The 19,536-nt window shown below is 69.9% G+C and carries 19 protein-coding genes; 7 read left to right on the top strand and 12 right to left on the bottom strand.

What is annotated here, in order from left to right; translation table 11 throughout:
* Positions 1 to 4 precede the first annotated feature (4 nt).
* From HJG45_RS14290 to HJG45_RS14300, 3 genes are all read right to left on the bottom strand, one after another.
* Positions 5 to 613 carry a hypothetical protein gene (locus tag HJG45_RS14290; RefSeq protein ID WP_171612787.1) on the bottom strand — a complete coding sequence of 203 codons (609 nt, stop codon included), beginning with the start codon at positions 611 to 613 and terminating at the stop codon, positions 5 to 7.
* A gap of 409 nt (positions 614 to 1,022) precedes the next feature.
* On the bottom strand, positions 1,023 to 1,937 hold the full coding sequence (locus tag HJG45_RS14295) for a hypothetical protein (RefSeq protein WP_171612788.1): 915 nt from the start codon (positions 1,935 to 1,937) through the stop codon (positions 1,023 to 1,025).
* The gene (locus HJG45_RS14300; protein WP_171612789.1) at positions 1,937 to 2,176 is read right to left on the bottom strand and encodes a DUF6471 domain-containing protein; all 240 of its coding nucleotides are present in this window, start codon (positions 2,174 to 2,176) and stop codon (positions 1,937 to 1,939) included. The genes HJG45_RS14295 and HJG45_RS14300 overlap by 1 nt, the downstream gene beginning before the upstream one ends.
* 107 nt (positions 2,177 to 2,283) lie before the next feature.
* Here HJG45_RS14300 and HJG45_RS14305 point away from each other — a divergent pair, with 107 nt between their 5' ends.
* Both HJG45_RS14305 and HJG45_RS29225 read left to right on the top strand, forming a co-directional pair.
* Positions 2,284 to 3,246 carry an IS1595 family transposase gene (locus tag HJG45_RS14305; protein ID WP_171612790.1) on the top strand — a complete coding sequence of 321 codons (963 nt, stop codon included), beginning with the start codon at positions 2,284 to 2,286 and terminating at the stop codon, positions 3,244 to 3,246.
* A 157-nt stretch (positions 3,247 to 3,403) separates the two neighbouring features.
* Positions 3,404 to 3,532 carry a hypothetical protein gene (locus tag HJG45_RS29225; protein WP_302479757.1) on the top strand — a complete coding sequence of 43 codons (129 nt, stop codon included), beginning with the start codon at positions 3,404 to 3,406 and terminating at the stop codon, positions 3,530 to 3,532.
* A gap of 99 nt (positions 3,533 to 3,631) precedes the next feature.
* Here the strand turns inward: HJG45_RS29225 and HJG45_RS14310 are convergent, their stop codons facing one another.
* Both HJG45_RS14310 and HJG45_RS14315 read right to left on the bottom strand, forming a co-directional pair.
* Positions 3,632 to 3,874 carry a hypothetical protein gene (locus HJG45_RS14310; protein WP_171612791.1) on the bottom strand — a complete coding sequence of 81 codons (243 nt, stop codon included), beginning with the start codon at positions 3,872 to 3,874 and terminating at the stop codon, positions 3,632 to 3,634.
* 363 nt (positions 3,875 to 4,237) lie between these two features.
* Positions 4,238 to 4,438, bottom strand: coding sequence for a hypothetical protein (locus HJG45_RS14315; RefSeq protein WP_171612792.1), 201 nt, complete (start codon positions 4,436 to 4,438; stop codon positions 4,238 to 4,240).
* A gap of 240 nt (positions 4,439 to 4,678) precedes the next feature.
* On the opposite strand from HJG45_RS14315, the gene HJG45_RS14320 reads away from it, so the two are divergent.
* Positions 4,679 to 4,924: a hypothetical protein gene (locus HJG45_RS14320; protein WP_171612793.1), complete on the top strand. Its 246-nt coding sequence runs from the start codon at positions 4,679 to 4,681 to the stop codon at positions 4,922 to 4,924.
* Here HJG45_RS14320 and HJG45_RS14325 read toward each other — a convergent pair.
* From HJG45_RS14325 to HJG45_RS14335, 3 genes are all read right to left on the bottom strand, one after another.
* Entirely contained in the window at positions 4,895 to 5,377 is a 483-nt protein-coding gene (locus HJG45_RS14325) for a response regulator (protein ID WP_171612794.1), read from the bottom strand. The genes HJG45_RS14320 and HJG45_RS14325 overlap by 30 nt on opposite strands.
* Positions 5,378 to 5,724: 347 nt before the next feature.
* Positions 5,725 to 6,594: a DUF3800 domain-containing protein gene (locus HJG45_RS14330; protein WP_171612795.1), complete on the bottom strand. Its 870-nt coding sequence runs from the start codon at positions 6,592 to 6,594 to the stop codon at positions 5,725 to 5,727.
* Positions 6,595 to 6,757: 163 nt separating this feature from the next.
* Entirely contained in the window at positions 6,758 to 7,189 is a 432-nt protein-coding gene (locus HJG45_RS14335; protein WP_171612796.1) for a hypothetical protein, read from the bottom strand.
* 215 nt (positions 7,190 to 7,404) lie between these two features.
* Here HJG45_RS14335 and HJG45_RS14340 point away from each other — a divergent pair, with 215 nt between their 5' ends.
* From HJG45_RS14340 to HJG45_RS14350, 3 genes are all read left to right on the top strand, one after another.
* A complete protein-coding gene (locus tag HJG45_RS14340; RefSeq protein WP_368040589.1) occupies positions 7,405 to 8,202 on the top strand; it encodes an SLBB domain-containing protein in 798 nt (265 codons plus the stop codon).
* 61 nt (positions 8,203 to 8,263) lie between these two features.
* On the top strand, positions 8,264 to 10,339 hold the full coding sequence (locus HJG45_RS14345) for a YjbH domain-containing protein (protein ID WP_171612797.1): 2,076 nt from the start codon (positions 8,264 to 8,266) through the stop codon (positions 10,337 to 10,339).
* A gap of 41 nt (positions 10,340 to 10,380) precedes the next feature.
* Positions 10,381 to 11,466 carry a glycosyltransferase family 4 protein gene (locus tag HJG45_RS14350; RefSeq protein ID WP_171612798.1) on the top strand — a complete coding sequence of 362 codons (1,086 nt, stop codon included), beginning with the start codon at positions 10,381 to 10,383 and terminating at the stop codon, positions 11,464 to 11,466.
* On the opposite strand, the gene HJG45_RS14355 is transcribed toward HJG45_RS14350, so the two are convergent.
* Entirely contained in the window at positions 11,449 to 12,090 is a 642-nt protein-coding gene (locus HJG45_RS14355; protein WP_171612799.1) for a YjbF family lipoprotein, read from the bottom strand. The two genes, HJG45_RS14350 and HJG45_RS14355, sit on opposite strands and share 18 nt — an antisense overlap.
* Before the next feature lie 169 nt (positions 12,091 to 12,259).
* Between HJG45_RS14355 and HJG45_RS14360 the strand changes: the two genes are divergently transcribed.
* Positions 12,260 to 12,964, top strand: a complete 705-nt coding sequence (locus HJG45_RS14360; RefSeq protein ID WP_254452510.1) for a CBS domain-containing protein — start codon at positions 12,260 to 12,262, stop codon at positions 12,962 to 12,964.
* An 18-nt stretch (positions 12,965 to 12,982) separates the two neighbouring features.
* Here the strand turns inward: HJG45_RS14360 and HJG45_RS14365 are convergent, their stop codons facing one another.
* From HJG45_RS14365 to HJG45_RS14375, 3 genes are read right to left on the bottom strand one after another with little or no spacing between them, the layout of a single operon-like run.
* On the bottom strand, positions 12,983 to 14,233 hold the full coding sequence (locus tag HJG45_RS14365; RefSeq protein WP_171612800.1) for an MFS transporter: 1,251 nt from the start codon (positions 14,231 to 14,233) through the stop codon (positions 12,983 to 12,985).
* Positions 14,230 to 14,769 (bottom strand): mismatch-specific DNA-glycosylase, encoded by a 540-nt coding sequence (locus HJG45_RS14370; protein ID WP_368040594.1) that lies wholly within the window; start codon positions 14,767 to 14,769, stop codon positions 14,230 to 14,232. Before HJG45_RS14370 ends, HJG45_RS14365 begins: the two co-directional genes overlap by 4 nt.
* Positions 14,766 to 19,451, bottom strand: coding sequence for an NAD-glutamate dehydrogenase (locus HJG45_RS14375; protein ID WP_171612801.1), 4,686 nt, complete (start codon positions 19,449 to 19,451; stop codon positions 14,766 to 14,768). The genes HJG45_RS14370 and HJG45_RS14375 overlap by 4 nt, the downstream gene beginning before the upstream one ends.
* Between the last annotated feature and the right edge of the window lie 85 nt (positions 19,452 to 19,536).

The following is a 19,536-nucleotide window of genomic DNA, read 5'->3' on the forward strand; positions in this document are numbered from 1 at the left end:
CGCGCTAGTTTTGGCTGGGCGGCGGATCGTCGGCAGGGCAGTCGTCATCCTCGCAGTTGTGGCTTCTGCATTCGTAGAAGTCGGCAGCGGGGCGGCGCGTGAAGTTGCGGTCGATGTAGTCGAGGTTCTGGAGCGTAGTGCAGAACTCGATCCGGTGGGTTTGCTCGGGATTGAGCGTGTCGGCATAGCGGGCTCGGCCGAACACGGCGAACCCGCCCTTTTTGTATCGGCCATCGCGTATCTGCGTGAAACTGATCCACTGCGACAGGTTGATGCGGCAGGCGATGATGGCGAGACGTTCCTTCGGCGCCAGCCTGATCGCAATCTGGCCGTTCTGCGCCAGGACGGTCTTGTTGAAGGGGTCGGCGGGCTCGTCGAGGAAGGGCGAGCATCCCATCGAGTAGACGAGGCGACGCGTGGCCGTGCCGCCGTCATTTATCAGCGGCACCCGAACAATGACCCGCTCATTTCCGTCCCCGGCGAGGTCCAAGACGAACTCGGGCCTGCCGGCTTGGACGGAGGCCGAGACGGTAGCCGCCAGGGCGTTGGAGCTGATCCTGTTGGCTTCTTCGGCGGCTTTCACCTGGTTGCGGGCTTCGGTGAGGCTGCTCATAGCCGCGTCGTAGGCCCACCAAGCGAACAGGGCGGCTGCACCAGTGGCAGCGGTTGCCAGGGAGGCCGTAACGCCGCTCGCCCACCAGTAGATATACTCTCGCTTCCTATGACGTTCCTCGCTGGCGTCCTTTGCCTTGGCGGCTTGGCGATCGCGGGCCTCACGTTTCACTTCATAGGCCCTGTTTGGCTGGTGCTTTTGGGGTGGGTGATCGGCGTGAGTGGTGGCGCCGCGACGTTGGTGGGCATCATACCTCGATTAGCTGGAGCGGCTCCCATGTGAGCAGCGACCCGCCATGCAAACGAACACGCGGGCAACGGCCACGAGGGCAGGTGGCAATGGCCGCACGTCAATACGCCCTCCTTATGTGGCGCGACGGAATGGTATACGCTTGATTTGGAATCTTCTTCTAATCTGCCTCATTGCCTTCAGCGGACAAGGGCATGCTTCGCCCGGTCACGGGCGCAGAGTTGTTGATCGTCTCATGTCTGAAAATGACGTTTCGCTCGACGTCGAATACATCCCAATATTGAATTCTTCCAAAGCAATAAGTTTTTTGGAAATTCGAGCTAATGTTTTCAAGTTCAGTTTTGGTCAGCGTATCGTCTTTTTTACTTTCAATGGTAATCTTTGCGGTGGGCTGCAATGTCTGTCGAGGGCTTTCTTTTGTGTCGTTGACCAGAAAGTTGACTTCGTTGAATGCCAGCACCTCAATTTCCGTCCAAGCTGTGAGGCGTCGCGCTGGTGTCTGGCCAAAGTTCGTAATCTCGATTTCGACGGTCGGTTGCCTCCCTGCTACGACATTGTAGATTGTGATCCGCTCTATGCCGACATAGGCCCGAAGTTGCTTCTCGGCCGTACGATCTGCGGCTTGCACAGCCGCAGCAGCGGCGTCGGCGCTTCTACCAGCCTCTTTCACCGAGCGGCGGGTCAACAGGAGCGTCCAGAACAACGCGACGGTGCCTACGCCGGCAAGGACCGTCTGTACCCAAGCGATGTTGACCTGATCATTGGCCGCATCAGCAGCACGCTCTGCGGCAATAGCCGCCCGTTGCTGGGCCACGAGATCGTCGGCCTCATGTTGCTCGGTGCGCTGTGCGCGTTCTTCGGCGCGCTCGGCCTCTACAGGATCTTCGATGATCCGAACCGGGAGCGAAAGCGATCTGGCTGGCTGCTCGCTTTGGTGGGCATCCCGCTCACCTTCACGTTCTACGGGTGGGCGCGATTGGGTTTCCCCGGCTCGTTCTGGGGATTGTGCGGATGAGATTGGAGAGAGCGCCGCAGCAATAATGGCAACGGCCGTGGCGGTGGCGAGGCTCCGCATCAGTCCAGCCTCACCTCCTTCGCCCCCACTGCCACCATCACCTGCAACAAGAACACAGCGGTAAACCCGCCCCTGGCGATCTTGTTGCGGATATTCGGCTCGGTCTCCTTCACGCCGATGGCGGCCAGGCGCTCCACGAGCTGGGCATAGGTGACGTTCCGCCGCTTCAGCTCGGCCTTCAGCAGCCCCTTCGCCCGCGCCTGCCACTCGGCGGTGTCGGCCGTCTCCGTCTCTGCCAAATCCACATCCCTCACGATGGCGTATGCCATCATATCCGGTGCGTTTGTCGTTGTCAGCAAGGCGCATTGCCATCATAATCGGTGCATAGGCATTGGATACGATGGCAATGGCCCAACACTTCCTGCTTTCCGCCAAGGCCCGCACCCTCTCCCTCACGGCCATCTGCCGCATGAGCGACGACGAGGCGCACGCGGCCTTCGTGGCGATCCGGTGGGCTGCGACGGGTGGCGAGCCGGTTTGCCCGCGCTGCGGCTGCATGGCGGTCTATGCCTACACGGTGCGCCGCATCTGGAAGTGCAAGGCGTGCAATCACCAGTTCTCGGTGACGAGCGGGACCATCTTCGCCAGCCGCAAGATGCCGATCCGCCAGTACCTCGTTGCCATCGCCATCTTCGTGAACGCGGCCAAGGGGCTGTCCGCCCTCCAGCTCGGCCGTGATCTGGACGTGCAATACAAGACCGCCTTCGTGCTGGCCCATAAGCTGCGCGAGGCCATCGGCTCGGGCCAGGCCGACACCACCCTCTCGGGTCATGTCGAGGTGGATGGCGCGTACTTCGGCGGCACGGTGCGGCAGGAGAACCGGAAGGAGGACCGCAAGGACCGCCGGCTGGCCGAGAACCAGACCGGCAAGCGCCAGGTCGTGGTGGTGATGCGTGAGCGCGGCGGCCGGACGCTGCCCTTCGTGTTCCGCTCGGAGGACCAAGCCATCCCGACGATCCGGGAGCGTGTTGCCCCTGGCAGCACCGTCTATGCCGACGAGGCCGGTTCCTGGGATGCGCTGCACGCCCGGTTCGAGACCAAGCGCATTAACCACCAACTCGCCTTCTCGGACGACGGCGCCTGCACGAACCAAGCGGAAAGCTACTTCTCCCGCCTGCGCCGGGCCGAGTGGGGCCAGCACCACCACATCAGCGGCAAGTACCTCGGCGCCTATGCCCGCGAGATGGCGTGGCGGGAGGATACCCGCCGCCGCTCGAACGGGACGCTGCACAGCCTCGCGGCGGCTGCGGCGCTCGGGCATCCGGTGTCGCGGGTGTGGGCCGGGTACTGGCAGCGCGGTCGGGCCTAGTCGCAGGAAGATTACCGGCCCACGACCTTAGCCATAGGATTCAATTGGGCGAATCAGGAAGCAACCCCTAATTGTGTCTCGACGCGACCCACACCCTGACGGCGGCAGGCGGAGCCTAGCGCCGGGGCCAAGCCGGCCCTGAAAGGGGGTGATGTTGTTGTCCAACAAGAAGATTCAGATCGGCCGGAGTGCAAAGTCCGGCCGGTTCATGACCGTGAAGGCCGCCACGGCGCGGAAAGCTACCGCGACCGTGGAGACCATCCGGAAGCCGAAGAAGGGCAAGTGATCGTGCCGGTCACCCCATCTTCGAACTAGGGCGGCGGGCGAAAGCCCGCCGCTCACCTTTCTGATTCTGACTTAGCCCTACTCTTGCGACAAGTGCGCTTTATCGCCCCGGTATCCCCGGAAACGATCCGCCGTGCGGCTTGAGCCAGAACCGCTTCCGCTCGCCGGTAAGCGCCTCGGCCAGCTTGTCGATCGCATCCATCACCTCGCCGGCGGCCTTGTAAGCCGGGCCGCCGATCGGCGCCTCGGTTAGCACCTGCACGCAGAGCTTGCGGCACTCCCCGGCTGCCTCCATCGCGGCGTCGATGGTGGTAGGCGGGAGGATGCGGCGGGAGCGGGGCATGCCGTTAAGGCTGGCAGACCATCCGAACAAAGCAAGAACATTTTGCCCGTCCCGGTAAATGCTCGGCCACCTTCCCATGCGAGTTGATCCCGTCCGGCAGGGTAGATCCAATGGCCTCAATAGCAGAACGCAAGTTCTTTGGTTACGTCAGGGTTGAGGTTGTATCGCATCACCCAAGGCGATGGATTTGGTCCGTATGCCGAGACGACACTCACACCCCGGTCATGTCAGCTCAAACGCCCCTCTTCTGCGCCGAGAGTGCGTGGGAAGCCGGGAGGAACGCACTGGCAGCTTTGGAGAAGGGCGAGGCAGGCATAAAGGCGGCCTAGGTCGGCAGATGCCGGCCGCCCTACACACCTCCGGTTAGGCCGCTTGGCTAAGCTCGCTGGCCTGTTTGAGCGAAGCGCCCTGCTCCAACGCGCGCAGCACCTTCCGCCCGGCCTGCCAGGCATCGTCAGGGTGCCGGTATGCCCTGGTAGCGGTGATGATGGTCGTATCGCCCACATCTCGGCAAACGGTCCACGCCCATTGCCGCTGCTTGCGGGCGACGATCTCGACCTTCACGTATCCAAAAAACTGACACCGCGAGACCGCCGGCATCTGCAATCCCTCTCGTTTATGATCCTTTGTCGTAATTAAGCTATAGATTATGTTTCGTAAAGGCAAAGTTCGCCTCTTGACACCTAGGCTACGCGCCGACGCCCGGCCCGCGTCGCTCGCGGCAACCTACCGCACACGAATCATTGCTATTACGAACCCTCATTTCCGTGATACCCACACCCTGAGGTGGAAAACGGGGATAAAATGAAGGTGTATTTAGACGAATTCGGCGAGAAGCGCCTGATCGGCCGAGCGGACGTGCCCGCCGATGTAGGGCCGGTTTTCACAGTGCCGCTGTTCGGCCCGAAGTCCATCATCACCGATGCCTACACGATCGGCACCGTGACCCGCTTCCCGTCCGGCGGCGCGCCCGTCGTCGAGCGCGCCGTGATCGTCTCGTCTGTCCAGTACCCCGAGTTTCTACCGGGGTGGCAGCCACTGGCCTCGTAGCGCGATCGGACTTGTCGAGTTGGCGATGGGCTGGCGGGTGTTTCGCCGGTCCAGGGCCGGGAGTTCCCGCGCCGCTCGGTCCATCACGGCGCGCGCGACGTCTGGCAGCTCCGCATAGCCGAACGGCTTTTCCAGCCGCGCGATCGGGCCACCAAGGCCACGCAGGTCAGCCTGCGGCGCCTCCCCGGGAAAACCCGTGATGACGACGATCGGCAGAGCGGGGCGCATCTCCCGCAGAGCGCGGATGACCCGTTGCCCCGCCAGGCTGCCGTTCAGCCAAAGCTCCACGATCGCCACGTCGATCGGCGCCATGGATGCGCGGTGCAGCGCCTCGGCCTCGCCGGCCGCATAGAGGGTGTCGAAGCCAGCCTCACTTAGGAGATCGCCGGCCATCAGGCCGAGCAGAGCTTCATCATCAACGACCAACGCAAGCGGACGTGCGGCCTGGCTCATGACATGCAACCTAATTAGTGCTTAATCACAATGATATCATGATGTTCTCGAAACGCAATTGGTTGATGCGGCATGGATGCGGCGAGCCTAGGGCTGCGATGCCACCGCTTCCTAGGGCGTGGTTGGCATGAGGCATCACCAGGCCACCGTATCTGGAAAAACGCCTTGATCGGACCTGGGTCTGCCAAAAACGAGTCCTATCAATGGCTTACAAGCCATTGAAATTGCTTCCAGAATTCGCTATACATTCTCAGGTGGGCGTCTCCGGAGCCACCCGCGTTGCCCGCTAGGGCAGCACCTGAACTGACGGTTGCCCCCATGAGGTAACCTACCAAGCGGTTTGGGCTTTAAGGGGCCGGGATGCCCGCCGCCTTTCTCGGGCGTTGGGCACCGTAAAACTCAAAGATGGAGCGCTGTTCGTCGCTGATGCGGTGAAGCCCATCTACTGGCCACAGGAACACACCACGTCCGAAGTGCTTGCCGTTTGGACCTTCGGCGATGCGGGGCTTAAGCACTTGTGCGTATGACGGTCGGCCTACCCTCACCTGTTGTCCGATTATGGGCGTCTCTGGCAACGCTTGATAGAAGGCACTAGCAACGACATCCGCAAGCTGAAGTCCCGGCCGGTTTGCATGTGGGAAGCTTACGATTTGAGAGAGATCCACCATATCCCAGGCAAGATCGCCAGCTTTCAGATGTAGGCGGTTGTTGGCGCTTTGGAGTTGAATGCGGGCGAGGTAATCCAAGGTCCGCGAGTAGCGATGCCCACCGCGAGTTGAGAACTCGACCCGAACCGTTCTTGGTTCACCATACTTCCGCATGGCATGCCCACGGCAATATTTTGTAACCTGTTCCAAGAGCAGACGCGCCATCCAGTTATAAAACCAATTTTGCTTGGCAATTCGTTCTGCGCGCTCGTTGCGATAGCCTCGAAGGCTTGGCTTATGCGAAATCCCAACAAAGTAACGGGCGGGCAAGCCGGACATGAAATCGGAAACCGCTTGCCGTCTTTCCGGGGAAAGCTCGGCAAAATGCAAGTCTTTCCGTTGCTTTGCTCGCATATCAGTTAAAATACGGCTAAGCCACTCTCGAGGCTGAGAGTTAACCTGCGCCTCCACTACGAAGGCACCAATGGTGAACCATTCGGTTCCACCGACCGGATCGAGGGGACGCACGCGCTTTACGCCATCGTCTCCCGCTTCATCGATATATGCCACATACCCAACTGGAGGTGCCATCGAATGGATCGTAGGCGCGAGGCGTCCAAGCCGGAAAGTGCATCCCGGATGGAACGCTTCCAACGACGCCTCCTGCGACCTTGGCCGTGACGAGAACGAAGCGCGGTTCAATGAGAAGCCGACGTGCAGCAGTTTCTGGCACCTACTCCGCCACCTCCCACAGCCTCGCCCGCCCCTGCTTGCCGTTCTGCCGGATCACGCCTCGGTCCCGCTGATGCCGAATAGCCCTGCCGATGCTCTCCACCACCGCCGACCGCAACGCCGGGCTGGCCGCGTCCAGCGCCCGTTCCTCCATCACCTGATCCGCCAGGGCCGCAATCGTCATCGGCCCGCCGGCCTCGCGCAGCATCCCCAGCACCGACCGGCTCATGTCCTTCAGCACGCCCAGCATCGGCGAGCGCGCCTGCCGCATCTGGATATCGTCCACCGGATAGGCCGGGTCCAACTGCCGGATCACCGCGTCCACCGCCGCCAAGTCGGCATAGAGCCGGTCCAGCCGTGCCCGCGCCGTCTCCAGCTCGCCGGCCAGCATCGCCCGGCGCTCCACCAGGCCGGGTAGGACGAACTCGTTCATCGTAGGCGCTCCCGCAAAACGGGAGCGATTATAAGGGGTTAGCGGCCAATCCGCCCGAGGGCGTGAGGTGTGGTTGATACCTAAAGCCGGACCTGGCCTCGGTCGAGCTGGCGCGGGAGCCGGCCGAGCAGGCCGCCACCCTGCCGCTCTCGCGCACCCTCATCGACCTGCGCTCGCGCAATTTCGCCGCCGTTCGCCTCTCGCCGCGCGACGCGGTGCGGCTGCCGCGCGGCTTCGGCGACCGCGATACGGGGCCGGTGACGCTGGTCGGGGAGTTCGTCCGCCCCGGCGTCTACGACATCCGCCGTGGCGAGCGGCTGTCCGAGGTCATCGCCCGGGCCGGCGGGCTGACCGCCCAGGCCTATCCCTACGGCGCCGTCTTCAGCCGCGAGAGCGTCCGCCAGCGCCAGCAGGAGGGATTCCAGCGCACCGCCCGCGAGCTCGAGCAGGGGTTGATGCAGGTCGCCGCCGGCCAGGCCGTCGCCGGGATGCGCGGCTCGACCGACCTCTCCGGCGCGATCCAGGCGGGCCAGGCCCTGGCGACCTCGCTGCGGCAGACGCGCGCGGCCGGGCGGATGGTGGTGGAGGCGAATCCCGTCGTCCTGGCCGGCCGTCCCGACCTCGACGTGCTGATGGAGCCGGGCGACCTGGTGGCGATGCCGAAGCGGCCGAACGAGGTGACGGTGGTCGGCGCGGTGCTGAACCCGGGCAGCCTGCAATTCGCCACGGGCTGGAAGGCCGGCGACTATGTCCGCGGCGCGGGCGGCGAGCAGCGCTTCGCCGATGGCGACCGCGCCTTCGTCGTGCTGCCGAACGGCCAGTCCGCCCCGGCGGGGCTGGGCGGCTGGCTGTCGGGCGGGCCGCCGATCCCGCCCGGCAGCACGGTGGTGGTGCCGCAGGACCCCTCCCCCTACGAGACCTGGGGATTCCTGCGGGACGTGACGCAGGTGCTGTCGCAGGTGGCGCTGTCCTCGGCGGCGCTGGCGGTGATCGTCCGGTCGGGATCGAAATAGTCCCCATGCGCGGCGGCACGGGACGGCGATGACGCATCGCAGGCAGCGATGGCGCCGCCGCATGCTGGCCGCGCTGCTGGCCTGCGCCTGGGCCCGCCCGGCCCCGGCGCAGGAGGTGCCGGCGGCGGGCAGCGACCTCGGCGGCGTCGGGCTGATCGAGATGCGCAACGCCCGCTTCCGGCCCGATGGCACGCTCGAGGCCGGGGCGGCGCTGCGGCATCAGCGGCAATACTGGTTCCTCGGCTTCCAGACCCTGCCCTTCCTCGAGACCACCTTCCGCCTGACCGACCGCCTCGATGCCACGCGAGGCCGCGGCATGACGAACGACCGGGCCTTCGATCTCAAGCTGCAGCTCTGGACGGAGAATGCCTGGCGCCCGGCCCTCGCGGTCGGGCTGCAGGACGCGATCGGCACCGGCCTCTATGGCGGGGAGTACCTCGTCGCCTCGAAGCGCTTCGGCCCGGTCGATGTCAGCCTCGGCATGGGCTGGGGCCGGCTCGGCACGGGCAAGGACATGCCCAACCCCTTCCGCCTCCTCTCCGGCCGCTACAAGACCCGCTCGCGCGATGTCGGCGAGGGCGGGACGCCGGCCTATGGGACCTGGTTCCGGGGCGAGGAGGTGGCGCTCTTCGGCGGCCTCGAATGGTCCCTGCCCGAGATCCCGACCCCCTATGGCGCGGTCGAGGGGCTGCGGGCGAAGATCGAGTGGTCGGGTGACGCGCTGCGCGACGAGCGCGGCGACTATCCGGCCCGGACCGACACCCTGCGCGGCGAGGCCCGGTCGCGCCTCAATTTCGGCCTGCAATGGCAGCCCAATCCCTGGCTCGATGCCGGGCTGCATTTCGTCCATGGCACGGACCTGCTGGTCCGTCTCTCGCTCCGCCTCGATCCGGCGCGGCCGCCGGAGGCGCCGCGCCCGCCGCCGCCCGCCCTGGCGCCGCGCCCGGCGCAGGGCGATGCGGGGGCGATCGCGCCGGCCCTGCGGGCGGCGGGGTTCCGGCCGCTCGGCATCGAGCTCGACGGGGCGGAGGCGAGGATCGCGGTGGAGGGCGGCCGCTTCCCCACCCTGGCCCAGACGGCGGGGCGCGTGGTCCGCGCCGTCCAGCCCAACCTGCCGCCGGAGGTCGAGCGGATCGAGGTGCTCTGGCACCGCGCCGGCGCGCCGGTGGCCCGCCTGGTCGTGCTGCGGGAGGCGATCGAGGCCGGCGCGACGGGCCGCGGCAGCGCCGAGGAGGTCCTGGCCACGGCCAGCCTGCATCCGGCAACGGACCGGTCCTTCCCGGGCAGCCTGGGCGCGCCGGGCCTGTCCTGGGCGATCGAGCCGCGGCTGGCGCTGCAGCTCGGCGATCCCGGCCAGGCGGTCCGCTGGCAGGCCGGGCTGGTGGCCGGCGCCCGCTACGGGCTCGGCGAGGGCGTCGCGCTGGCCGGCAGCCTGGCCCAGGCGGTGCTCGGCAATCTCGACGACGGCAAGCCCTCGAACAGCGAGCTGCCGCATGTCCGCAGCGACATCGCCCGCTACGCGCGGGAGGGCAAGACCTCGATCCCCACCCTCTATGCCGAGCGGATCTGGACCCTGGCGCCCGACTGGTTCGCCCGCATCACCGGCGGGCTGCTGGAGCCGATGTACCAGGGCGTCTCCGGCGAGGTGCTGTGGCGGCCCATGGACCGGCCGATCGCCATCGGCCTCGACCTCGCCTGGGTGGCGCAGCGGGAATACCGGCAGCGCTTCGCCGCGCTCGGCTACACGGTGGCGACCGGCCATGCCTCGCTCTACGCCGACCTGCCGCTGTGGAACCTCTACGCCGTGCTGCGAGCCGGGCGCTACCTGGCCGGGGACTGGGGCGGCACGATCGAGCTCGGCCGGCGCTTCGACAGCGGCATCGAGGTCGGCGCCTTCGCCACCTTCACCACCGTGCCCTTCAGCCAGTTCGGCGAGGGCAGCTTCGACAAGGGCATCTACCTGCGCTTCCCGCTGCAATTGTTCGGGCCTGATACGGCGGCGCGCGCCGGCGCGGTGATCCGGCCGGTCGTCCGCGACGGCGGGCAGCGGCTGGTGGTCGACAACCCGCTCTGGGAGGTGACGCGGGACGGGCGGGCGGATGCGCTGGCGCGGGGCTATCTCGGCTTCCTGCACTGAGCTTGCAGCCGGGCCGGGCATCGGCCACACCCCGGCCCGCCATGACGTCAGCCGCCCTTTTCCAGCATCTGGTCTTCGCCTGCGGGCTGGCCCTGCTCTCCGCCGCCACGGTGCGGCTGATGATCGCCTTTCCGATCCTCGACCACCCGAACCATCGGAGCGCGCATGTCCGGCCGACGCCGCGCGGCGGCGGGGTCGGCGTCGTGCTCGCCTTCATCGCCGGCATGCTGGTGCTCTACCGGGTCGCCGACCAGGCGCGCATCGCCGAACGGCCCTTCCTCGGCGTCATCCTGGCCGCGGTGGCCATCGCCGCCGTGGCGCTGGTCGACGACATGCGCGGCCTCTCCGCCCGGCTGCGCTTCGGCGCGCAGCTCGCGGCGGCCCTGGTCGCGGTGGCGAGCGGGCTCGCCGTCAGCCGCCTCGCCATCCCCTATGTCGGCCCGGTCGAGCTCGGGCTGGCCGGCACGCTGCTGACGATCTTCTGGATCCTCGGCTGCACCAATGCGGTGAACTTCATGGACGGGCTGGACGGGCTGGTCGGCGGCACGCTGCTGATCGCCTGCGCCGCGCTGACCGCGATCGCCGCGCTGCAGGGCGGCGGCTTCGTCTATGCCGCCGCGCTCTTCCTGACTGCCGGGCTGCTCGGCTTCCTGCCCTTCAACCTGCATCCTGCCCGCATCTTCATGGGCGATGTGGGCAGCCAGTTCGCCGGCTTCATGCTCGCGGTCCTGGCCATCGCGGCGAGCCGCTTCGACGTGACGCAGCTCAGCTTCCTCATCGTGCCGCTGCTGCTCTTCGCGCTGCTTTTCGACACCGCCTTCACCCTGCTGCGGCGGGCCGCGATGGGCGACAAGGTCGGCGCGCCGCACCGTTCGCATCTCTACCAGATGGCGCAGCGGGCGGGCATGGACACGCGCCTCGTCGCCGCCACGCATTGGGGCTTCGCCGCCTTCCACGCGGCGCTCGCGCTGCTGTTCCTGCGGCTGCCGCCGAACGGCAAGCCGCTCGTCGTGCTGCCGGCGCTGCTGGTTCAGCTCCTGTGGCTGGCGCTGGTCGCCAGGCGGGTGCGGCGGGCGGGGCTGAGCTGGCGCGATGACGCCGTTGCGCCGTCAGGGTCCGGCGGATGATCCCGCCGGCGCGCCGCCCGCAAGCCGCGGCAGCGGGAATTCCACCGTCAGCATCGGTGCCTCGGGACCGACCCATTGCGTCGCCTGCAGCACGGCGCCGCTCTCGGCAGACACCCAGAACAGATTGGTGAACCGGCCGGCCCCTTCGGCCCGGCAGCGCTCCGTCACCAGCAGCACCGCGGCATCCTCGGTCGGCTCGGCCCGCAGCCGGCACTCGATCTGGATCCCGAAGCGCATGCCCTCCGGCTTCCGGTTCGAGCGCATCAGATCGACCATGCGCCGGGCGGCGGCGGAATGCGTGAGCAGCGCCGCCGGGTCGGCGAGCGGGTCCGGCCCGTCGAAGCGGGTCGCGGCCAGCATCTCGGGAAAGCCCGCGGTGGCGACGATGCGGCCGCCATCGGTCTCGACCACCTGGTTGCCGGCGGTCCGCCAGAGGCGACGGTCCCCGGTCTCCTGCACCAGGGCGGCGTCGCTGGCGCGACCGCGGCGGATGAGGCGCAGCGTGCTGCCGGAGGGCTCGGCCTCGAATTCGGTGCTCGGCTGCGGCAGCAGTTCGCCCCAGAGCGTATCGCCGCAGCCGGACAGCAGCAGGCACCAGACGAGGAGAGCCGGGACGGCGCGCATCACCGAGATGTTAACATCACTTGCGGAACGAGGCGAGCGCTACCTCATGCGGTGATGGCGGCCGGACCGCCGCAGGGCGCGAACTCCCGCAACCGCCATGAGTTGCGCTGGCGCAAGGCAGCGGCAGCGGACGTGGCGCAGCCTTGCGATGCCCGCCGAGGAGGATGCCATGACGCCACTCACCGCTCTCGACCTCATGACCGCCGATGTCGTCACCGTGCCGCCGGCGACGCCCGTGATCGCGGTGGCCCGCCTGCTCGCCGAGCGCGGCATCTCCGCCGTGCCGGTGGTGGACAAGGGCGGCAAGGTGGTCGGCGTGGTGACCGAGGCCGACCTCATCCGCCGGCTCGCCGGCGAGGAGGACCAGCCGCAGGGCTGGCTGCGCAGCCTCTTCTCCGACCCGGGCGAGCAGGCCGAGCGCTATGCGCGGACGCATGGCAGCACGGCCGAGGAGATCATGACCACGGACCTGGTCTCGGTCAGCGGCTCGGACACCGCCGCGCATATCGCGCATCTCATGGAGGAGAAGGGCATCCGCCGCGTGCTGGTGCTGGAGGATGGCCGGCTGCGCGGCATCGTCTCCCGCGCCGACCTGCTGCGCGCCCTGGTCGCGCCGCCGAAAAACGAGGCGGGCGGCGAGCTCTCGGATGAGCGCATCCGGCAGGCGGTGCTGGCCGCCATGCGCAAGCAGCCCTGGATCGACAGCTTCTACACCCTGGTCGAGGTGAAGGATGGCATCGTGGAGTTCCACGGCTTCATGACCACCGATCAGGTCAAGCGCGGCCTGAAGGTGCTGGCCGAGCAGGTGCCGGGGGTGAGGGGCGTGGTCGACAGCACCCAGCCGATGCCGCCCTATCTCTACGGCGGGATGTAGGGTGCCGGGGCGCTCAGCTCAGCCCCGCCTCGGCTCCCGCACGCCGGCGAGCAGGGCCGCCCCCGCCGCCAGGAAGACCGGCACCGTCGCCATCCCGGCGCGCTGGCTGGCGGTGGCCGCCGTGACCGCCGCCAGGGCCCAGGGACCGATGAAGCCGGTGATGCGCCCGCTGAGGGCGAAGAGGCCGAAATGCGCCGTGACTTCCTCGGGCGGCGCCAGCCGGGCCATGAGCGTCCGGCTCGCCGCCTGGGACGGGCCGAGGAACAGGCCGAGCACCAGGGCCAGCCCCCAGAAGACTCCCTTGTCCTGCGCCAGGACAAGGCCGGCGCCGAGCAGCATCAGCGCCGCCAGCGAGACCAGGATCGTGCGCTTCGACCCGAAGCGGTCCTCGACCAGCCCGAAGCCGGCCGCCCCCAGCCCCGCCGTGACGTTGAGCGCGATGCCGAAGAGGAGGATCTCCTCCAACCCCATGCCGAAGACGCCGGCCGCGTAGATGGCGCCGAAGACGAAGAGCGTGTTCAGCCCATCCGTGTAGAACAGCCGCGCCAACAGGAAGCGCAGGAGCGCGGGGCGGCGCGGCAGGCGGCGCAGCAGGGCGGCTATTTCCGCCAGCCCCTGCACCATGGCGGCGCGCAGCCCCGGCCGGGCGCCGGGCGGGTCCGGCAGCAGCACCAGCACCGGCCAAGCGAAGAGCGCGATCCAGCCGGCGGTCAGCAGCGCCGTCGCCCGGACATGCTCCGCCGCGCTCCGGTCGAGGCCGAAGGGCGAGGGATCCGGCCGCACCAGCAGCAGCAGGGCCAGGCCGAGGCAGGCCAGCCCGCCGGCATAGCCGAGGCCCCAGGCCAGGCCGGAGACGCGGCCGATCGCCGCCGGCCGCGCCACCTGCGGCAGCATCGCGTTGTAGAAGACCATGCCGAGTTCGAAGGCGATCGTCGCCAGCCCGACGCAGGCCAGGGCGAGCAAGGTCGATCCGGGACCCGGCCGGGCGAACCAGAGCGCGCCCGTGGCGGCCACCATCACCAGGGTGGAGAGGGCGAGCATCCGCCGCCGCCGGCCGCCGGCATCCGCGACCGCGCCCAGCAGCGGCGAGAGCAGCGCGATGACGAGCCCCGCCACCGTTTGCATCCAGCCCCACTGTGCCTGGCCGGTCGCCGGGTCCGGGGCGATGCCCTGGGCGAAATAGGTGGCGAAGACGAAGGTCGAGATCATGGTCGGGAAGGCGCTGTTCGCCCAGTCGTAGAGGGCCCAGGCCCAGGCCTGCCGCGTCATGCCGGGCGGGTCCGCAACAGGGCCGCGAGCGCCTGCCAGGGCGCCGGGTCCCAGGCGCCGCAGGCGCGGCCGGAGGGCGAGGGCAGCACGAAGAGCGGCGGCAGCACGGCGGGGCCCGGCGCCGGGCCGAGCGGCGGCCTGCGGCATCCGAGGACCCGCGCGGCCGGGCCCTTGCCGACAAAGGCGAGCAGGCCGGGCCGGCAGCGCCGCATCTTCGCCGTCAGCGCCGCCACGTCGAAGGCGGCCGGGGGAATCTCGCTATCAGCCCCGGCGGCCGTGGTGCAGAGATCGGTCAGGCCGATCCCGAGGTCGAGGAGCAGCGGGAATTCCGGTGGCGCCAGCCGGCGCGGCGTGATGCCGGTGCGGTGCAGGATGTCCCAGAATTTGTTCCCGGGCCCGGCGTAATAGGCACCGCGCGCCGCCGAGGCGCGGCCCGGCGCGCTGCCGCAGAAGACGAGGCGCAGCCCTGGACGCAGCAGGTCCGGCAGGATGCCGCTCGCCGCCGGCCCGGGCGCGGCCGGGCGCAGCGGGCTCAGCCCAGCCCCCGCAGCGCCCGGGCCGCGACGCCGATCGCCGCCAGGTCGGCATCCATCAGCGCCTCCTGGGCAAGCTGCGCGACCGGCGCGGGATCCGGCATCGCGTCCCGCAGCAGGGCCGCGGCCAGCCGCGCCTGCACCGCGGTCAGGTCCTCCAGCAGCGCCGCCCGGGCGCGCGGCCCGAAGCTGCCGGGCGCGGGCGCCGTCGCCGCGGCCTGGCGCAGCGCCTCGATCCGGAAGGCCGCCCCCACCTCGTCCCAGGCCGCGGCTGCCCGCTCGGCCGGCGCGCCGGTCTCGGCGGCGAGGGTCAGGATCCTCGGCGCCGCGGCGAGCCGCGGGGCCGAGGCCGCCAGGGCGATGGCCGGCTCCGGCAGGCCGGCGGCGCGCCAGGCCTCGGCTTCCGGGCCGTCCGGCGTCGTCGCGGCCAGCAGCGCCGCGAGGCCGGGCCGCAGGGACTCGAGGCTGGGGCCGATGGGGCCGGCATCGCCGAGGAGATTCTGCGCCGCGGCCTCCTGCAGCCGGCGCAGCGCGAGCAGCAGGTCGAGCTTCGGCCCGGCCGGGGCCGGAGCCGCATCGGCGGCATCGGCGGCGGCGGGCAGGCCGAACCCCTCCCCGGCCAGCCAGGCGGCGCGCGTCGCCGCGACGGGCCCGGCCTCGGCGGCGAGCCGCGCCAGCCCGGCACAGCCGATGCGGTTCGCCACCTCGTTGGTGATCGCGGTCGCCACCAACTCCCGCCGCAGCCGGTGCCGGGCGATGAGATCGGGGAAGCGCTCGCGCAGCGGGCGCGGGAAATAGGCAAGCAGCACCGGCGCGAAGACCGGGTCCTCCGCCAGGCCGCTCTCCTCGATCGCCTCGGTCAGCCAGAGCTTGGCGAGCGGCAGCAGGGCGCAGATGGCCGGCCGGGTCAGCGCCTCGCCGGCGGCGATGCGGGCGCGCAGCGTCGCGGCATCCGGCAGGCCGGCGACCGCGCGGTCGAGCACCCCGGCCGCTTCCAGCCGGAGCATCAGCAGCGCCTGGGCCGGCAGCGCCTCGGCCCCGGCCCGCTCCTCGAGGCTCACCGCCAGGTGCTGCTGCGCGTTGTCGCGCAGGACGAGCTGGCCGACCTCCTCCGTCATCTCCCGCAGCAGCGCGTCGCGCTGCATCCGGGTCAGCCGCCCCTCGCGCTCGGCATCGGCGAGCAGGATCTTGATGTTGACCTCGTGGTCGCTGGTGGAGACGCCGGCGGCGTTGTCCAGCGCATCGGTGTCGATCCGGCCGCCGGCCCGGGCGTATTCGACGCGCCCGGCCTGGGTCACGGCGAGGTTGGCGCCCTCGCCGACGACGCGGGCGCGCAGCTCGCCGCCATTCACCCGGATCGCGTCGTTGGCGCGGTCGCCGGCCTCGGCCTGGCTTTCCTCGCCGGCCTTCACATAGGTGCCGATGCCGCCGAAATAGAGCAGGTCGATCGGGGCCCGCAGGATCGCCTGCATCACCAGGGCCGGCTCGGCACGGTCGGCCTCGATGCCGAGCAGGGCCCGCATCTGCGGCGACAGCGGGATGCTCCGCAGGTTGCGCGGGAAGACGCCGCCGCCGGGCGAGATCAGCGCCGGGTCGTAATCCGCCCAGGAGGAGCGCGGCAGCGCGAAGAGGCGGGCGCGCTCGGCGTAGCTGGCCGCGGGGTCCGGATCCGGGTCGATGAAGATGTGGCGATGGTCGAAGGCGGCGACGAGCCTGGTCTTCCGGCTGATCAGCAGCCCGTTGCCGAAGACGTCGCCCGACATGTCGCCGACGCCGGCGCAGGTGAAGGGCTCGGCGAAGATGTCGTGGCCGAGCTCGGCGAAATGCCGGGCGATCATCACCCAGGCGCCGCGCGCGGTGATGCCCATGCCCTTGTGGTCGTAGCCCGCCGAGCCGCCGCTGGCGAAGGCATCGTCCATCCAGAAGCCGTATTCGGCGGCGAGGGCATTGGCGATGTCGGAGAAGGTGGCGGTGCCCTTGTCCGCGGCGACGACGAGATAGGGATCGTCGCCGTCGCGGCGGACCACCTGCGGCGGCGGCACGATCCGGCCCTCGACGAGGGTGTCGGTGATATCGAGCATGCCGCGCACCAGGGTGCGGTAGCAGGCGATGCCCTCGGCCATGAAGGCCTCGCGGTCAGCGGCCAGCGGCGGATGCTTCAGGATGAAACCGCCCTTCGCGCCGGTCGGCACGATGACGACGTTCTTCACCCGCTGCGCCTTCATCAGGCCGAGGATCTCGGTGCGGAAATCCTCCCGCCGGTCGGACCAGCGGATGCCGCCGCGCGCCACCGGCCCGGCCCGCAGATGCGTGCCCTCCATCCGCGGCGAATGCACGAAGATCTCCCGCCAGGGACGCGGCGCCGGCATCTCGCCGGCCGCGGCGCTGTCGATCTTCAGCGACAGCCAGGGCCGGTCGAGATGATAGTTGGTGCGCAACACCGCATCGAGCAGGCCGCGCAGGCGCGAGAGGATGCGGTCCTCGTCGGGGCTCTGCACCGCGTCCAGCAGTTCCGACCAGCCCTGCTGCAGCGCCGCCTCATCCCGGCCACCCCCCGATGTCGCAACCTCCGGGTCGAAGCGCGCATGGAAGAGGTCGAGCAGCAGCCGCGCCGCCCGCGGCTGGTCGGCGAGCGCCGCCTCCACCGCCTGCTGCGAGAAGCCGAAGCCGACCTGCTTCAGCCAACGGTACATCGCCCGCAGCAGCCAGCATTCGCGCCAGTTGAGACCGGCGCGCAGGACCAGCCGGTTGAAACCGTCCGCCTCCGCCCGTCCGGCGAGCAGCGCATCCAGCGCATCGAGCAACGCAGGGAACCGGCCCGGCTCGGCCGGCGTCGCCGGGGCGAGGCCGAAGACATGCAGCACCACGGCCGCGCCGTCGGCGGCGACGAGGCGGTGCGGCACCTCCTCGACGGCGCGGAGATCGAGGCTCTCAAACAGCGGCAGCGCCTCGGCCAGCGGCAGGGGGCCGCCCGGATTGGCCAGGCGCAGCACCAGCCCCTCCGTCCCCGGCGGGCGGCCGAGGGCTGCGGCCGGCCGGCCCTCCGCCAGGGCGCGCTCGGCCAGGGCGAGATCGGCGACGCCCTGCTCGCCGGTCGCGGCCTCGCGGTAGGCGGCGGGAAAGGCGTCCCGCCAGCGCGCCAGCGCCTCGGCCGCACCGCCCTCGCCACGCTCGGCGGTCAGCGCCTCGGCCAGGCGATCGGGGAAGCTGCGTGCCGCCTGGGTGATCGCCGCCTCGAGCACCGCCGTATCGACGGCCGGGACGCGCCCTGGCGTGGTACCGATGATGTAGTGGATGCGGGCGAGCGGCGCGTCGCCCATGGCGATGTGGAAGGCGCTGAGATGCCCGCCATAGGCCCGCGCCAGCATGGCCCCGACGCGCTCGCGCAGCCGCGTGTCGAAGGTGTCGCGCGGCAGCCAGACGATGGCCGAGACGAAGCGGCCGAAGGGATCGGGCCGCAGCACCAGCGCCGGGCGGGGCCGGATCTGCAGGTCGAGGGCATGGCGGGCGCCGGCCAGGATCGCCGCCTCGGGCGCCTGGAACAGCTCGTCGCGCGGCCAGGTGTCGAGGATGTTGCGCAGCGCCCGTCCGTCATGCCCCTCCGGGTCGAGGCCCGCGGCGGCGAGGATGCGGCCGACCTTCTCGGCCAGCATCGGGATGCTGCGCGGGTTGCGGTTGTAGGCCGCCGCGGCGAAGAGGCCGAGGAAGAGCCGGCCGCCGGTGACGCGCCCGTCCGGGCCGAAGATGCGCGTCGCCACCACATCGGCATGCTGCGGCCGGTGCACGGTGCTGCGCATGTTCGCCTTGGCGACGCTGACCGGCGTCGGCTCGGCGAGCGCGGCCAGCACCGCCGGCGGCAGATGCGCCGGGTCGCGCAGCACGTCGAAGACCGGGATCCGCGGATCGCGCAGCAGGCCGAGATTCTCGGCGGCGACGATGGCCAGGCCTCCCTCGAGGGAAAGGGCGTAGCGGCGATGGCCGAGCAGGACGTAATTGTCCTCTGCCAGCCAGTGCAGGAAGGCCGGGCCGCCGGGCTCGGCGCCCATGGGGGCGGCCGCGACCTCCTGCCCCGCCCGCCGCAGCGCCGCCGCCATGCCCGGGAAATCCGTCACCGCCAGCCGGACATCGGCCATGGCCTGGGCCAGCGCCGCCTCCAGCCCCTGCCAGTCATCGGTGCCGGCATGCGCCTGGCCGGGCAGCAGGGCCGCCGACAGGGCGCCAAGGGCGATGCGCATCATGCTCTCCGCGCCGCCCTCCGGCGCATCGAGGGCCAGGAGTTCTCCCGCGGCATCCCGCCGCACCCGCAGCACGGGATGCAGCAGCTGCCGGACGACGCGCCCGTGGCGGGCGAGCGCGCCCAGGGCGCTGTCGACCAGGAAGGGCATGTCGTCGGTGACGATCTCGGCCACCGCATGCGGCCCGCGGCCCGGCCCGGGCGGCAGCACCCGGACCCGTGCCGTCCCCGGCGGCCGGCTGCGCGCCAGGGCGAAGAGGCTGGCGGCAGCGGCGGCCATCGCCTCGGCCGGCAGGGCCGCCAGCTCGGCGGTGGGCACGCCGGCATAGAGATGGTGCAGGAGTTGCAGGGCCGCCGGCGGCAGGTCCGGCGCCAGTCGCCCGAGCGCCTCCTCGGCGACGCGAAGCAATTCCTGGCGCGCGGGATCGCCCGCGGCGGCGATGTCCGTCATGGCGGCTTTCCTCCCTGCTCGACCGGCGCGCCCGGCCCCCGTCGCGCCCGGCCGCCCCGTGGCGGCGGCTGACGCATGAGGAATG

The organism is Roseicella sp. DB1501 (assembly GCF_013112485.1).
Classification (GTDB): Bacteria; Pseudomonadota; Alphaproteobacteria; order Acetobacterales; family Acetobacteraceae; genus Paracraurococcus.

Bases quoted from the DNA above. Each gene is read 5' to 3' on its own strand.
- HJG45_RS14365 (WP_171612800.1), bottom strand. From the start codon at position 14,233: ATGACGCGGCAGGCCTGGGCCTGGGCCCTCTACGACTGGGCGAACAGC.
- HJG45_RS14335 (WP_171612796.1), bottom strand. From the start codon at position 7,189: ATGAACGAGTTCGTCCTACCCGGCCTGGTGGAGCGCCGGGCGATGCTG.
- HJG45_RS14325 (WP_171612794.1), bottom strand. From the start codon at position 5,377: ATGAGCCAGGCCGCACGTCCGCTTGCGTTGGTCGTTGATGATGAAGCT.
- HJG45_RS14350 (WP_171612798.1), top strand. From the start codon at position 10,381: ATGACGTCAGCCGCCCTTTTCCAGCATCTGGTCTTCGCCTGCGGGCTG.
- HJG45_RS14345 (WP_171612797.1), top strand. From the start codon at position 8,264: ATGCTGGCCGCGCTGCTGGCCTGCGCCTGGGCCCGCCCGGCCCCGGCG.
- HJG45_RS14290 (WP_171612787.1), bottom strand. From the start codon at position 613: ATGAGCAGCCTCACCGAAGCCCGCAACCAGGTGAAAGCCGCCGAAGAA.
- HJG45_RS14310 (WP_171612791.1), bottom strand. From the start codon at position 3,874: ATGCCCCGCTCCCGCCGCATCCTCCCGCCTACCACCATCGACGCCGCG.
- HJG45_RS14305 (WP_171612790.1), top strand. From the start codon at position 2,284: ATGGCCCAACACTTCCTGCTTTCCGCCAAGGCCCGCACCCTCTCCCTC.
- HJG45_RS14295 (WP_171612788.1), bottom strand. From the start codon at position 1,937: ATGCGGAGCCTCGCCACCGCCACGGCCGTTGCCATTATTGCTGCGGCG.
- HJG45_RS14355 (WP_171612799.1), bottom strand. From the start codon at position 12,090: ATGCGCGCCGTCCCGGCTCTCCTCGTCTGGTGCCTGCTGCTGTCCGGC.
- HJG45_RS14320 (WP_171612793.1), top strand. From the start codon at position 4,679: ATGAAGGTGTATTTAGACGAATTCGGCGAGAAGCGCCTGATCGGCCGA.
- HJG45_RS14375 (WP_171612801.1), bottom strand. From the start codon at position 19,451: ATGACGGACATCGCCGCCGCGGGCGATCCCGCGCGCCAGGAATTGCTT.
- HJG45_RS14360 (WP_254452510.1), top strand. From the start codon at position 12,260: ATGACGCCACTCACCGCTCTCGACCTCATGACCGCCGATGTCGTCACC.